At 44.5% G+C, this 14643-nt stretch carries 16 protein-coding genes and 1 riboswitch; of the genes, 6 read left to right on the forward strand and 10 right to left on the reverse strand.

What is annotated here, in order from left to right; all coding sequences use genetic code 11:
- Positions 1-123 precede the first annotated feature (123 nt).
- The 4 genes from NFU07_RS01530 to NFU07_RS01545 all read right to left on the reverse strand — a co-directional run bounded on the left by NFU07_RS01530 (position 124) and on the right by NFU07_RS01545 (position 3631).
- Positions 124-894, reverse strand: a complete 771-nt coding sequence (locus tag NFU07_RS01530) for a DUF4240 domain-containing protein (protein ID WP_251473670.1) — start codon at positions 892-894, stop codon at positions 124-126.
- Positions 895-986: 92 nt separating this feature from the next.
- Positions 987-1616, reverse strand: a complete 630-nt coding sequence (locus tag NFU07_RS01535; protein ID WP_251473673.1) for a trimeric intracellular cation channel family protein — start codon at positions 1614-1616, stop codon at positions 987-989.
- A gap of 154 nt (positions 1617-1770) precedes the next feature.
- The gene (locus NFU07_RS01540) at positions 1771-2151 is read right to left on the reverse strand and encodes a Na-translocating system protein MpsC family protein (protein WP_251477022.1); all 381 of its coding nucleotides are present in this window, start codon (positions 2149-2151) and stop codon (positions 1771-1773) included.
- A gap of 187 nt (positions 2152-2338) precedes the next feature.
- A complete protein-coding gene (locus NFU07_RS01545; protein ID WP_251473676.1) occupies positions 2339-3631 on the reverse strand; it encodes a M48 family metallopeptidase in 1293 nt (430 codons plus the stop codon).
- A 181-nt stretch (positions 3632-3812) separates the two neighbouring features.
- A riboswitch (TPP riboswitch) is annotated at positions 3813-3918 on the forward strand.
- 89 nt (positions 3919-4007) lie between these two features.
- Here NFU07_RS01545 and NFU07_RS01550 point away from each other — a divergent pair.
- Genes NFU07_RS01550 through NFU07_RS01565 form a run of 4 tightly spaced genes read left to right on the forward strand, consistent with a single transcriptional unit; the run spans position 4008 to position 7337 of the window.
- Positions 4008-4598 carry a Ykof family thiamine-binding protein gene (locus tag NFU07_RS01550; protein ID WP_251473678.1) on the forward strand — a complete coding sequence of 197 codons (591 nt, stop codon included), beginning with the start codon at positions 4008-4010 and terminating at the stop codon, positions 4596-4598.
- A gap of 1 nt (position 4599) precedes the next feature.
- Positions 4600-5181, forward strand: a complete 582-nt coding sequence (locus NFU07_RS01555; RefSeq protein WP_251473680.1) for an ECF transporter S component — start codon at positions 4600-4602, stop codon at positions 5179-5181.
- The gene (locus NFU07_RS01560; protein ID WP_251473681.1) at positions 5168-6604 is read left to right on the forward strand and encodes an ABC transporter ATP-binding protein; all 1437 of its coding nucleotides are present in this window, start codon (positions 5168-5170) and stop codon (positions 6602-6604) included. The genes NFU07_RS01555 and NFU07_RS01560 overlap by 14 nt, the downstream gene beginning before the upstream one ends.
- Complete coding sequence (locus NFU07_RS01565) at positions 6585-7337, forward strand: energy-coupling factor transporter transmembrane component T family protein (RefSeq protein WP_251473685.1); 753 nt, start codon at positions 6585-6587, stop codon at positions 7335-7337. Before NFU07_RS01560 ends, NFU07_RS01565 begins: the two co-directional genes overlap by 20 nt.
- 209 nt (positions 7338-7546) lie before the next feature.
- Here the strand turns inward: NFU07_RS01565 and NFU07_RS01570 are convergent, their stop codons facing one another.
- The 4 genes from NFU07_RS01570 to NFU07_RS01585 all read right to left on the reverse strand — a co-directional run bounded on the left by NFU07_RS01570 (position 7547) and on the right by NFU07_RS01585 (position 11111).
- Positions 7547-8371: a GNAT family N-acetyltransferase gene (locus tag NFU07_RS01570; RefSeq protein WP_251473687.1), complete on the reverse strand. Its 825-nt coding sequence runs from the start codon at positions 8369-8371 to the stop codon at positions 7547-7549.
- Between the two features lie 66 nt (positions 8372-8437).
- Complete coding sequence (locus NFU07_RS01575) at positions 8438-8854, reverse strand: sporulation protein (RefSeq protein WP_251473690.1); 417 nt, start codon at positions 8852-8854, stop codon at positions 8438-8440.
- Between the two features lie 61 nt (positions 8855-8915).
- Entirely contained in the window at positions 8916-10103 is a 1188-nt protein-coding gene (locus tag NFU07_RS01580) for an AI-2E family transporter (RefSeq protein WP_251473693.1), read from the reverse strand.
- A gap of 60 nt (positions 10104-10163) precedes the next feature.
- Positions 10164-11111, reverse strand: coding sequence for an LCP family protein (locus NFU07_RS01585; RefSeq protein ID WP_251473695.1), 948 nt, complete (start codon positions 11109-11111; stop codon positions 10164-10166).
- Positions 11112-11292: 181 nt separating this feature from the next.
- Here NFU07_RS01585 and msrA point away from each other — a divergent pair, with 181 nt between their 5' ends.
- On the forward strand, positions 11293-11829 hold the full coding sequence (msrA, locus tag NFU07_RS01590) for a peptide-methionine (S)-S-oxide reductase MsrA (RefSeq protein WP_251473708.1): 537 nt from the start codon (positions 11293-11295) through the stop codon (positions 11827-11829).
- A gap of 575 nt (positions 11830-12404) precedes the next feature.
- Here the strand turns inward: msrA and NFU07_RS01595 are convergent.
- Both NFU07_RS01595 and NFU07_RS01600 read right to left on the reverse strand, forming a co-directional pair.
- Positions 12405-13100 carry a YjjG family noncanonical pyrimidine nucleotidase gene (locus NFU07_RS01595; protein WP_251473710.1) on the reverse strand — a complete coding sequence of 232 codons (696 nt, stop codon included), beginning with the start codon at positions 13098-13100 and terminating at the stop codon, positions 12405-12407.
- Between the two features lie 24 nt (positions 13101-13124).
- Positions 13125-14309: an MFS transporter gene (locus NFU07_RS01600; RefSeq protein WP_251473718.1), complete on the reverse strand. Its 1185-nt coding sequence runs from the start codon at positions 14307-14309 to the stop codon at positions 13125-13127.
- Positions 14310-14398: 89 nt separating this feature from the next.
- Here NFU07_RS01600 and NFU07_RS01605 point away from each other — a divergent pair, with 89 nt between their 5' ends.
- On the forward strand, positions 14399-14632 hold the full coding sequence (locus tag NFU07_RS01605; protein ID WP_052651512.1) for a hypothetical protein: 234 nt from the start codon (positions 14399-14401) through the stop codon (positions 14630-14632).
- Positions 14633-14643 lie beyond the last annotated feature (11 nt).

Raw genomic sequence — 14643 nt, forward strand, 5'->3', positions numbered from 1 at the left:
TATTAGTAATAGGTACTAATTTTACTGAATAAAAAATGCCTAGGATGAATTTATTACGTTTTCATCATAGGCTTGGCTTTGATTGATTGTAATTTTTGGACTGAAATGCAGTATTCTTATTTATTAACCTAAAGGATCTTCTCCGTACTTCGCCCATAGCTTCGGAAACTTGCGGCTCAGGGTTGCTTCGTCATCTTCATCCCAGTCAAACTCGATTTCTGGAGTCGGACCTTCATCTCCCGCTAAGGAATTATAAATATTGAGGAAATCCTCTTGCTCAAGCCCGGTCTTTTCTTCAAAGGCGATCGTCGCACACGACAGTAAATCTTCGAATTGGGGCACCTCTTCTTCATCTAAATAAGGCATGATGCTTTCTGGATCCGCTATTGCTTGTTCATAAACTTCTTTCCCAGCGAATACGAGCCACGCACGAAAATAATCGAAGGAATCGTCTGAACATCCGCCCATGACAATATAAGCCGCAGCCCACAAATCCGATGTATATGATTTTTGATAAACACGGTTAAATTGACTATCAAAATGGACAATTTCATTGATGGATTTTCTCGCTAGCTGTTCAATGAGCCACTCGATCTGTTCTTCCATGAAATCGCCTTTTTGATGAGCGGCATCGATTAACTGCCAAAACTCCGCTTCAGTCATCTGCCTGGCTTGGACAATATTCTCTTCTTGTTCCCTGTAGCCTTTTTTCAGCTTTGACTGAATCAGTTTGTTCGCTTCTCTTAGGCAATGTTCTTCCGAAGAAAACTCTTTCGTATTAATGGAGCCTTGCATTCCGATTTTTCCGTAAGAGACGATAAACATATTTCCCTGCACTTTGATTTTCCAGAACTTGTTTGAAAAAGCGGTGATGCAGACGAGTGACTTTTCCATATAATCCCACCTTTTCCGAGCACATTCTTTGCGGCTTCTTTATCTAAAGTTTAACATATCGTGCCAGCTTAAAAATCGCAGGCCTGTTTTCGCTAGTTCTCAATTTGCTCATTTCTTCTGATGCGCGGAAATGTGAAACTTAATCGATAGTTGACGGCTAGCATCCGAATAGTCACCACGATGAAAACAGCTAAGGTGAGCCGCAGTGGCGATGTCCAGCCTAACCAGACATAAATCCCGCAAAACATCGTCAATACAGCATGTATTTCTTCTTTTAGCGCGAGCGGTTTCTTTCCGGCAAGAAGATCGCGGATCATGCCGCCTCCAAGCCCTGTAAACATAGCGGCCAACAGCATGAGTCCGAGATGCCCATTTATGAGTTGTACCGTCAGTGCTCCTTGCAATGCAAAAGTGGCGAGTCCAATCGAGTCAAAAAAGAGTCCCCATCTTTTCCAATGCTGCGTCCACTTTAAAGGCAAAAGGACGATTAAGGCGAGGGTCGCAAATACAATTGCGATCGTCTGAGAATCCCATAGAGCAGAAACCGGAGCCCCGATCAATAAATTCCGGATTGTCCCGCCTCCAAAAGCAGTTGTTAAGCCCAATACAAACACACCAACAAAAGAATATTCCGCTTCTATCGCAACCAATGCTCCGCTAGCGGCATATGCCGTTATTCCAATAACGAGTAAAATAGTCCAAGACACAATTAATTCCTCCATTTTTTTAACTCTTTCTCTCCTGTTAATACAAAACTCCTGACAGTCTATTGCGAACTTTTTAAAAAATAAAAACCACCATTCAACAGGTATGGTTAACCTGCTGAATGGTGGTTAGTTAATAGCACATGTGTACCTTATCCCAATCCGCCAAGACTTATATATGATTCACTTTTAACTGCTGGTCGATCGGCTGGTCAAAGACGAATATCGAAATCACTTCATCGTCATCTACATGGATGTCCGTAAACAACTTCTCGAATCTTGCCCCTACTAATTCTTCCATTTCGGTTGGGCGAATTTGATTGTACAGCTCCTTGATCATTTGCGTTCGAGCCTGCCGAATCATATCCCTGCCATTTTCGTTCTGTATCATAAAATGTTCCACTGGACTTAGGCTGCCACTCATATGAGCGATGGCCCAATTATCTTGAAACTTAACTTTAATTTTTTCAGGGCCTTTGCCAACATGTTTTTTCCGGTAAGCACGGACTAAATTTGCAAACTTCTGTTCACGCTGCTGTGTAGAAAGTGAAATACCCCCGACCTTCTTTCAAAAAAATATAATCTATATTTAAATCACTTTAAAACTTTATTAGCATTTTTCATTTAAATAGTATACCACTATATTAAAGACAAGCAAGGTTTCAAGCATTTTTAAAAAGAACCCGCCAATCCCTTGGCAGGTTCCATCCTTTTAATATGTGTTTCAAAAATTGGCAGCATCAGTTGCTCGCTTTTAAATAGTCAACAAACTCCGCTTCCGTTGAAGTTTCCGTATAATCCATAGCCGACAAGCCGTCTTTCCCTTTGACGGTTGGATCAGCTCCAGAATCCATCAATAGCAAAGCCGTTTCGAATTCATCGTAGTAGACGGCCGCTCCTATTGCTGTATCGTATTCATCCTGGACGTTTACGTCTGCCCCAGAATCAATAAGGAAGGATACCATCTCCTCGTCCCCGTTAAAGACTGCATACAGTAATGCAGGAGTTCCAGTCGAATCGACGGCATTAACATCGTCGCCGTCCACTAGAGCGGCTTTGGCGCTAGTAAGATCTCCTTCGTCTGCAGCTGTAATGAGCTCCGTTTGCCCAGCGATCGTATAATCCTCTTCAGCATAAAGTGCATCGTCAAACCCATTTAGAAATTGGGAGTAGACCAATGTTCCACCGGCAAAAAGAGCTATACTAATAAAATATACAGCCGTTATTCCTGCAAAGATCATCGCTGCGCCAATGGCGATTCTGCCCGTATTCGGCATATAGACGCGCGCATCGCTTCCTTCAAACTGCTGGATGGCTTGAATGCGTTTCGGCAGGATTGGATGGGAGGAAAGCACTTCACTCAACCAGACCACACCGTTCGATTCTGTCGTAATCTGTTCCCGGTAGGCTTCTTCATTGACTTCGCTATACATTTTCTTGCCGATGCCGAGAAGCGTCAACGCCCGTTTCGCTGCTGAAGCGTTCTGAATGGCAAAAGCTGCATGGCGGTCGCACGTGTATTCGCATGAACGGCTATACGCCTGGCTCAGGAATGGTATAAACCCAGCAGGCACAATCAAAAGATTCTTCCAGACATGGCGTCGTTTCACATGTGCCAGTTCGTGGGCAATGATGAAGTCGAGTTCTTCTTGCCCCTGCTCACGTGCCAGTTCAAAAACTTCCGAATATAAGACGACCATATCGCGCCCGAAAAAACGGGTCGCAAAGGCGTTCAATGCACCTTCCGACTGAATGACAAAAACTTCTGGAACTTTTTTGAGTTCCATTTCTTTTGAAAGAATTTGCACTCGTTCATAGACATCCGGAAATTGGCGTTCGTGGATCCGCACGCCGTTTCCGCGAATAGATCCTAACATCATGGCGTTAGCAAAAAGCATAAAAGCAAAAATGATAAGTGCAATGGCAATGCCGACGACAGAAATGATGGCAAATACATAAACGATGATACTGAAAATCAAGCTGATGATAAAATAGATGGTTTCTCTGTTCGATTGAATTGCAGATTTGTCCAATGATCTTCTTCCCTTCAATATGGAATAACTTACATATAATAGCACATTCTTTTGGAAAGAAATACTTGAATTCAGAGTATCTATATCCTCCTTTATCCTTTTTAACCTCTTTACTTCCTTATCCATATCCGCTACACTGAACTCAACCGGGCAAACCCGGCCCACAAAAACCGCATACCGTTTACTGCACTAGGGGTGCCCATTATGGCTGAGATGCAAGCGCAAGCTTCGATCCCTTATAACTCGATCAGGTTAGGACCTGCGTGAGGAAGTGCGGCGCATTTCTGAAATGATTCCTTTTGAAATTATTTGTAGATTATGGCTGCATCTTCACGGATGCGGCTTTTTTTGTGCATATTTTTAGGAGGAATTCAATATGGAACCATTGCAATGCGGCACTAGCCCGATTGTCGGATTTCGCTTTTCGCTTCACCCGATGACTGGCGATTTTGTCAAAGTGATTAAAGGGGCACTTAATGAAACAGACACTTCGAATGTCTGGATGCATACAGATGACGTCTCTACGGTGATTCGCGGAAAACAGAATCATGTCTTCAACGTCGCAAAAGCACTAGCTTTGCATGCGGCAAAAACCGGTGAACATGTCGCGCTTTCGGGCACTTTTTCCATCGGCTGCCCCGGCGACTCGGCGGGAGATGTGTACTTGGAAAAATCGGATGAATTGTTGAACACAGATACCACCAAGCAATATGTCTCTTCTCAATTTGCGCTGTATCCAATGAACAACCCGGATTATATGGCGGTTATTTACCGCGAAGTGGACCGTGCAAAAGAACAAGGAGTCTTTAATGATTCGATGCATTACGCAAGCGGCATTCATGGCGATATTCATGAGGTCTTTGCCTTTTATGAAGAAGCATTTACAAATGCCCGTTCAGAAGAGCATCGCCATCTCGTCATGACGGTATCGATGAGCATCAATAGCCCATCACACGGAGGCAAATAAAATGCTGACATCGTGGAAATTAAAAGAAGTGGTATTAATGTCTTTATTTGCTGTCGTGTTCGGCATCGTTTATTTGGTATTTGTCCACGTTTCGAACATTTGGGCGGCTGTAATCGGCCCGCTCGCATATGAATGGATGTTCGGAATCTGGTTTATCGTTTCGATCATTTGCATGAACATCATTCGAAAACCAGGAGCAGCGGTGTTATCGGAATCGATGGCTGCAGCGATTGAAGTGCTGCTTGGGAACGCGGTCGGCCCCCGCCTCCTATTGTCTGGCATTGTACAAGGCCTAGGCGCAGAAGCGGCTTTTGCCATAACTGGCTACAAGCATTTCAATCTCGCTGTGTTGATGCTTGCCGGTGCCGGTTCAGCCGTCTTCAGTTTTGTATACGGCTTCTTCATTTCAGGCTATGCAGCACTCGACCCTTCTTTTGTCGCTTTGATGTTTACCTTGCGTGTGCTCAGCGGCATGATTATTGCTGGGATCGGCGGAAAATTCATTTCGGATGGCCTGCTTGCGACGGGTTCGCTTCGCGGCTACGCCATTTCTCGTTCGAAGAAAAGTGATGCCCGTGCATGAAGCCGTTTTTTCACTTAGACAGCTTGGCTTCCGTTTTCCAGACGACGAGCAGCCGACCTTGTCTGCTATTTCCTTTGATATCCATAACGGAGAACGCGTTGTCATTTCAGGGCCAAGCGGCTGCGGGAAAAGCACGCTGCTTTACTTATTGAATCGCTTATACCCGCTTAATTGCGATGGAGAGCTCACAGGCAGCATCCGGCTTTTCGGGAAAGACGCTGAGTCGTATGCGCCAGGTGAAATCAACCGCCGGGTCGCAACCGTCTTTCAAGATCCCGATTCCCAGTTTTGCATGCCAACGGTTGAAGAAGAATTGGCTTTCACCTTGGAGAATCTTCACGTTCCCCGCGAGAAAATGCAGACAAGAATTACCGAAGTTTTAAAGCTGACCGGTTTGTCAGCTCTGCGGCATGAAGTGATCCAATCCTTATCTGGCGGTACGAAGCAACGAGTTGCAGCTGCTTGCGCGTTAGTTATGGAACCTGAAGTGCTGTTATTGGACGAACCGATCTCACATTTGGATCCCGTGACTGCGAAAGAGTTTATCCATTGGCTAGACCGGCTCCAGGAAGACTTGAATTTGACAATTGTTGCCGTAGAGCACCGGCTCGACTTATGGGATTCTTTTTTCAGCCGGGAAATCCAATTAGATCGCTCCGGCTATTTTATCAGCGACAAAATAGCCAGTGTCCGTTCTCCTGTTTCATTGCCTGAACGGGCTTCGTCAATGGGTTCAGAAATCGTTCTGAAGGCTGAAGAAATTGCAGTAAAGGCTAATGGAAAAGAACTCATGACCGGTCTTTCGTTTACTGCCCATAAAGGTGAAATAATGGTCGTTGCCGGTCCAAACGGCAGTGGGAAATCTTCGTTATTAAAGGCATTATGCGGAATATACCCGCTTGATGCCGGGAGCATCCAATCACCTGGAGTCGGATTTGTGCCGCAGTCTCCCGAGTATTTATTCTTAGAAAAAACCGTAGCGAAAGAACTGGCGTTTTCAGGCATAGCAACTCCAGACGAATTGGACGATTTGATGGACCGGCTGCGCTTGAAGGAAATCCAATACGACCATCCGTTTTCAGTGAGCCATGGCCAGAAACGCCGCGTCGCAACTGGTGCGATGCTTGCAGACCGGCGCACGGTCGTTTTGATGGATGAACCGACTTCAGGCCAGGACGCAGCTGCGCTTCAAGAGTTGCATCGACTGATTGCTGAACGGGCAGACGAAGGCATCACGTTCTTAATCGTCACGCACGATATGGAACTTGCAGCAAGTCTCGCCGATTCCCTCCTGCTGTTAAAAGACGGGAAAATGACTGGAAAATACCCTGCCCATGAAGTTTGGAAAAATACGGATTTGCTCGCTGAACACCATTTGCTTCCGCCGAAAGGAGTTGTACAGTTTGCAAAATCTTTTGCATGACATGAACCCTTCGCTGAAATTTGTTCTGGTGACCCTTTCGATGTTCGCCATCGCTTTTTTCTTCAACCCTTGGACTCCGTTCTTTTTCTGGGTCGGCGTACTGCTTATGCAAGTTTTCATGAGCAAAGTGAACTGGAAAACCTGGTCTTTGTTTATGCTCCCTTTTGCTTTAGGTGCATTCGGCTATTTATGGACGACCATCGTTTTTGCTGCTGATACAAGTGGCGAAGTCATCTGGTCATACTTAGGATTTCAAGTGACTGCTGATCAATTGGAAACTGCGCTGTCGCTCGCTTTTCGTGTGATGGCCTTCTCTACTTTATCGCTGATGTTTGCTTTTACCACCGATCCTGTGAAATTCATCATGAGTTTGATGCAGCAGATGAAGCTGTCGCCCAAACTTGCGTATGGCGTTCTAGTTGGCTATCAATTCCTTCCGGTAATGAAAGATGAATTCACCCAAATCCAGCAAGCTCATCGACTCCGCGGTGCTGAAGTCGAAAAAAATGGCTTGCGTCGTTTGCTTGGCATGCGGAAAGTCTTGATTCCGATGCTTGCCGGAGCTGTCCGCAATGCAGAGCGTTCCGCTTTTGCGATGGAAGCACGTGGTTTTACGGGCGAAGCAAGATCTGAATATTTCCAGGTGATTAAACTCCAAAAAGTGGATGCAGCTATGACGGCTGTTTTTGCTTTTCTATTAATTGTCAGTTGCTCTGCCGGGTTTTGGTTTTAATTCTTTTGAGGGCTTCTTTATTGAAGCTCTCTTTTTCTTGTTGCGGGTTTTGTTTTTAAATAAAATCCTTATGTAGTTTATTACAAGTGATTTTGGAAAGCCATTTTTCGAATAGAATTGGAAAACTTTGATGACTCTTTGCTGTTTGTTGTTTATTTAGTTGAATTCCTTATGTAATTTTCTACAATTGCTTTCAAAAAACTCGCTCATTATCTTAATGGCGGGCTTTTGAGTACGGCTCGCTGGTACATCAATGAAAAGCCGTTCTTTTTCATATTGCGTGCTGATGAATTTCCAGGTTTGGTCGTCACCGTGATAAATTGACAGCCCGCCGCTTTTGCGAACCGGATGCGTTCTTCGATTAAGCGATTTTGGTACCCTTTTCCCCTGTATGGTTTAATGGTGGCGGTTAAAAACAGCTCTGCCAGGTTTCCCTTGATGGCGACAGTGGCCCCCGCTACGTTCTCAGGCCCTTCTTTTAATAGAAAAGCTGTATTGCCTGGCACTTCCCAAAATGCGCGGACCGACTCCATTGCTTCTTCTGTCACCGTATGATCCTGTGAAATGCCAAGAGCTACCGTCCATGCCCAATCGTAAGAATGGTAATCGTCCACTTTTAGGATTTCTGAAGTTGAACTTTGCTCAAGCAGCTTGGTTTCTTTCCAATTTGCCATGTCCAATATCCAAACGGACAGAAAATGATCGAACGTATAGCCCTTATTTTGCAGCATGTGAATAAATGCTTCATCGCTAAAAGGGGTAATTTCCAAGTGTAGATGTGCCGCTGCGTTTCGAGCGACAAGTTCCGCTTCCAAGGATTCAAGATCCGGTTGTTGACCAGGTTCACCTAAACCGAACCCGAGGCCGTAGCAATAATCCGGTGTGTAAAAAACAACCCCTTTTCCTTCGGCAGACAGATAATTCCCATTATAGAAGGAGGCATTCTGCCTTTGGATCTCCATATACTGTTTTGTTCCGCCAATTTTCAATTCTTCTATTGCTTTTGCCAGTTGTAAATCATTAACGGCTGCCATACACAATCTCTCCAATCAAAAAGGCACTTGAATTGTTGAAACAATTCAAGTGCTCGTTTTAGTTTGCTATTCTTGGATTCCATAAGTTATTTCATCTTCGTCTTGGGCGTTGACGCCATTCTTGATATGGACAACTGTCCGCAAGATCAATTTCGCCTTTGGCATATCCAGAATCCAGCGTTCGTCCGGAACAATTTCAAATTGCTGCATGACGGTTTCTTTCGATTTTACAGAGCCTGCAAACTCTAAGGTCTGCTTGGCGACTGTTTTTTCGATCACATCAAAATCGCTGTCTTCCCGGTAATCTTCAATCTGTTTCAATACATTCAACTCGATAAAGTCAATATCCTGATCACTTTCGCCGCCAGTGAAATAGACAGTGCCATTCAATGTTTCGCCTTCGTCTAGATGCGGCCTTTCAACTACGGTTTCGATTTGCATCGACCCAATGCCGATAGAAGATAAAAATTGTTTGAAATTCATACATGGAAACCCCCAACTCTTAATAATCTTTCTATACCACTGCCGTTAATTTCTCAAACTGTTAGTGCAACTCGGTGTAATCGTATTTATTTTCAAGAGCCGGTTCATGGCGATTGTACCGCCGTTTGAACAATTTATAAAGATGCGATACTAATACACGCACCAAGGCATACATCGGTATCCCTAAAATAACGCCGGCGATGCCAAACAAAGAACCTGCTGTCAGCAAAACAAAAATAATCGTCACCGGGTGGATAAACATCGTTTTGCCCATGACTTGCGGTGATATCAAATTGCCTTCCACCAGCTGGACCACTGTCCAGACGATCGCAAGCTTCACAAGCATGAACGGTGAAGTGACTAATGCGATTATCGCTGCAGGCGTAATGGCGATTGCCGGCCCAAGATACGGAACCACACTCGTGACCATTGCGAGGACCCCGAGCAGCAACGCATAATCCATGCCGATGATAAGGAATCCGATATAGATCATGACTCCGATGCAGAAGGCTACAATGATTTGGCCTTGGATGTATGCGCCCAGCTGTTTGTCCGCTTCCGACAGCACTTCACGTGTGTCTTGGCGCAAACGAGGAGGCAATAGCTTCACAAAATACTCCGGGAGCTTTTCTCCATCTTTCAGAAGGTAAAAAAGAATAAACGGAACAATCACGACGGATAAAATGACGGAAGTGATTGTCGAGATCAATCCTGTTACTCCGGAAATAATGCTCGTTACTGTATTCTGCAGCGTATCTGTAATATTCCCCGGCAGCGTCGCTACCAATTCTTCAATATCAAAGCTCGAACCTGTGTAATAGTCACCTATGTAAGATGCGCGTAAAAAGGCATCGAGATCCGTTAAAAGCTGCATGAAGTAATTCGGAAATTCCATGATCAAGTTTTGGAATTGAGTCTTCAAAAAAGGAAATACCAATACAACCAATAAGGTAATGAGCCCGATGAGCCCAAGGAAAATGATTAATATCCCCCAAATGCGCGGGATTTTAAACCCTTCCAGCAGCCGCAGAATCGGACGCAGCAGATAATACAGGATCAGTGCCAGCACGACGGGCAGCACGACCGTTTTCATGAAGACGCTTAAGGGATTGAAAATGAAAGAGACTTCCCGGAAGATAAAAATCACCAATCCGAGAAGTACAAGGGCAATCAAAGTGAAAAGCGTATTCGTTCCACCTAGAAAGCGAATAAAATTCGTCGAAAAAAAAGATTGTTTTTCCGGTTCCATTGCCACTCCTACTTTCTGAAATATTTCTCTATCTATCAGTTTAACATATTGTCAGACTATTCATTTCAGAGTTTGGGATAAAAATTCGGACAAAGCTTGTCTGTTTCGTTCCATATCCAGTTCCAATACAGAACCAGCATGTGAATAGGAACCGTAGCTATAGCCATCTTTTACGGGAATGGTCAGGCGATCCAAATCGCTGCCGCCGTTCAACGCAAGCTGCATCGCTAATTTCACTTGGTCCGTTGACGGAATGTCCGTCTGGATATATCCTTGGACCGCTCCTGCAAGTTTCGGGTATTTCGGAATTCCTGATACGCTGATCAATTCATCTTTCATTGCTGACAGCACTTGCTGCTGGCGGCGCACCCGGCCAAAGTCACCTTCATTATCCGCACGGAAACGGGCATAGCCGAGAAGTTCCTTGCCGTTTAAATTATGTGTGCCTTTCGTCAATGTAACGCCGATTTTTTCTGACATGTCTTTTTCCACTTCAATTTCTACACCATCCGGCGCTGCAATATCCACTAATTGTTCAAAGTTTTTAAAATCGATCAATGCATAATGCTGAATTTCAATACCGAACATGCCTCGCAGTGTATCTGCCAGCAAATCCACCCCGCCTAAATAATAAGCGGTATTCAGCTTATACGACTGATAGCCCGGAATGTCTGCGTAAATATCCCGCATAAACGAAGTTAATTTCACCTCATCGGTCTTTTTATCATGCGTCATGAGCATCATGGTATCGGTACGCGATTTTTCTTCTCCGCGTGTGTCGATGCCCAGCACTAAAATATTCTCAAACTCATCATTTTCCGGATCGCCATTGAACGTTACTGGAATTTGCTCTGTATTTTCAGCTAGCTTGCTGCCGTTTTGAAATTGGATAAACACATAAGCCCCTATTGCTAGAATTGCAATGAATACTAATAGGAGGAGTCCACGGAGGCGGAATCGTTTTTTCTTGCGCCGGCCTCTCCTGGCTTGTTGACGTTCTTCTTCCATAATCTACACGTTCCTTTCTAAATCGTACCTTACATGAGACGCCTAACTTGTTAAATAGGTTTCTGTTTCATTAGTATAAACATATTTATTGTGCGGAAACAGTGGGAGTGTTAAGATTTTTTCATATTCACTGCTTGGATTTGAAGAAATTCATCCCGGTGCAACGAGAGGAGAAAACAGTATGACAGAAAAAGCGACATTTGCAGGCGGATGCTTCTGGTGCATGGTCAAACCATTCGACCAGTTCGACGGCATCGATAGCGTCATTTCCGGATATAGTGGAGGGCATGTTGAAAACCCTACATATGAACAAGTGAAGTCTGGAACTACCGGACATTTAGAGGTTGTAGAAATCACTTTCCAACCCGAGATCTTTTCCTATGAACAGCTTCTTGATATTTTCTGGCAGCAAATTGATCCAACTGACAATGAAGGGCAATTCCAGGACCGCGGTTCGTCCTACCGTCCGGCTATTTTCGTCCACAATGAAAAACAGCGCGAATTGGCTGAAAAGACAAAACGTGAGCTTGATGAAAGCGGCCGATTCAAGAAACCCGTCGTCACAGAAATCCTCGATGCGGTTCCGTTTTATGCAGCTGAAGATTACCACCAAGATTTCTACAAAAAAAATCCCGACCATTATACGGAAGACCGCAAACAATCCGGGCGCGACGAATTCCTGGATACTGTCTGGGAGCAAGACAAAGTGAATCAGTAAAAAGAAACGAGCTGTTCCTTATTGGAACGGCTCGTTTTATGGTGGAGACTAAAAATGTATCTCCTTATATGATAGAAAAAAAGTTATTTTCTTAATTAAGTTCCTCCGCTTCAACCGGACGCTTTCCGCGGACTCGAGCCGAACTAACTTGAGCTAACGCTCAAGTGGATTTCGGCACTTCGCTATTCCCGCTGGAAAGACATTGGCCAATCGTAGTGAGGTCAAGTCTTTGCGACGAAGCACATAGTGCTGCAGGAGCACCTTTTTGCCTTTAGCCGGTTTCCGCTGCGGAACTTGGAATGAAGTGAAAGTCTAGTGAAGCTCCCCTTTATTCATGAAGCAAAAGGATTAACGAATACATTTTCTTTATTAGTCAAGCAACACCCATAACCCGTTTGGCTAACATACAGACCAGGATTAGTGGATGTTGAAGAGTCCACAGGAAAGTTGGTTGCTTTTCACCAACTTAACGATAGAGCTAGCGATGCGGACAAAACTAGTCCAAATCTTTTACCGAAAATATAAACGAGCTGTTCCTCATCGGAACAGCTCGTTTTCATGTTTCTTCTATCGTATTAGTTGTTAAGCCCTTTGACGATTTCTTCCACTTCCAATAAGGAATGGACTTCGTAGGTCGGTTTTATCCCGGTTTCATTTTTCTTATGGTATGGGTTAAACCAGCAGGTCGCAATTCCGTAATTATTGCCGCCGCGGATGTCTGAAGAAAGGGAATCTCCGACAATCAATGCTTTTTCCTTCTCCGCCCCTTCCAGTTTTCCAAACGCATAATCAAAAATTCCAGGATGCGGTTTCTGGAATCCGGTTTCTTCCGACACGATAATTTGTTCAAAAAGATCGGCAAGCGGTGAGTTTTGAAGCCTCGTCTTCTGTACTTGGCCAAATCCGTTGGTGATGATGGCGAGTCGGCAGCCTTCAAGTGATTGGCATAACTCTACCGCGCCTTCAATGAGATGCGTTTCGTTGCCAAGATGCGTTAAATACGATTGGCTGAAAAGCTTCGGATCGACAGTTAATTCGTGGTGTGCAAATAGACGCTGAAACCGCTCGACTCCAAGTTCCGGCAACGTAAGCGTTCCTTCTTCGAGATCGTTCCATAAGACATTGCTAATTTCCCTGTAGCTGGAATGGTAATCTGCGAAGCCTGTCGGCATTTTGTAATCCATAAAAGTATTATGTAAAGCTGCTTTTTCAGTGGCCGGAAAATCGAGCAATGTATCATCAATATCAAATAAAACTAATTCATATTTCATTATCTATATCTCCTTTATGCGGTTTCAAATTGTTTGTTCTTTTTTTCTGTTGCTTAAAAGAATGGCCAATACAGCGAGCAGCACAATATAGCTCATAAAGAGGATCAATGTAAGGTCATGGCTGCCGAACCGGTCATAAAAGAAGCCTACAGAGAACGGCATGATGCTGGAAATAACATACCCTCCCCCTTGGATCATCGAGGTCCAGCTGTTTACATCATCAGCCCGCTCGTTTTCATCAAGGGGCATCAGCAAAGCGATTGGGAACAAGCCGCCCAAAGTGAAACCGAGGCAGATGGCCGCAAGCCAAACAAGCGCCAGATTATCCATCATCAACAAGCCAATGCCTGCCGCCCCAAAAAGCAAGCTGACAATGGTCCAAAATAAACGGCTCGGAAATTTTGCCAAAAGAGCCGGAATCGATAAATTCCCAACCAATTGAACTGAAGTCATGACAGTGAGAACGGCACTCGCGGCCAATACCGTCATCCCTTTTTCAATGAGTATCGGTGCAAGCCAGGTGATCATCGAGAAAAACAAAGCCGATTGAAGCCCGAAAAAGACCAGCATATACCAGGCCCGCCGATTTTTCCACGGAGAATTTCCTGGCCCCACCGTTAAATCGTCTTCCAATCCTTCATTTTTCGGTTCATTGACCCGGAACCAAAGTATTAAAGCGATTACTGCCAGAGCTCCCCAGCTTGCAAGCGCAAATGGCCAATTGACCCACGTGTAGAATACGCCCGTAAAACCGGTCGATAATGTAGCACCAAGCCCTAATCCGAAAGAGTAGACGCCGATCAGAGCCGTTGTTTTCGTCGGGAAATTCCGCTTGATCATTGCTGAAATCAGCGGGCTGATGATCGCGATCGACAATCCGATGAAAAAGGAACTCATTAAAAGCACTGCAAATGTCGGAGCAAGTCCGCGCACAAACGTCAAAGCGCCGATGACCACGATCAAAAATGCCACTGAGCGCTTCATGCCGAATTTCCGGTTAAAGACAACTGCGAGGGGTGCGAACAAGCCCATGCAAAATACCGGAATGGATGTCAGTAAACTGACTTGGGTATTGTTAAGCCCTAAGTCCACACGGATGATTTCAAGCAGCGGTCCGACAGATGAAATGGCCGGCCTCAAATTCAATGACACAAAAAAGATGGCCATCACCATCAAGCCAAGCGCCGATTTCTTCTGTATAGCGGTCATAATATTATTCCCCTTTCTTTTAGGGTATATACAAACTTGTGTTCCCCGCAAGAATTTATTAAAATGAAGGTTGAAAGGCGGGTCAACCAATGAAACTCGTAAACTGGAGTTACGCAAAAAGATATAATATCAAAGCGATATTCGATGAATTTCCACACGTAGTTGTGCTATTCCGGCAAATTGGCGGCTATTATTTCATCTTTTCGATGAAAGGCCTGACAAAAGAACATATTCCAGAACGCAAAGATTATGTGAAGATGGAGTATTTGCTGAACAAAGATCTCGGATTGCTTGATGCCTATAAATTACGCAAATACAAATAAATCATGCAGAC

This window comes from Planococcus sp. NCCP-2050 (assembly GCF_023708025.1).
In the GTDB taxonomy this organism is placed as follows: Bacteria; Bacillota; Bacilli; order Bacillales_A; family Planococcaceae; genus Planococcus.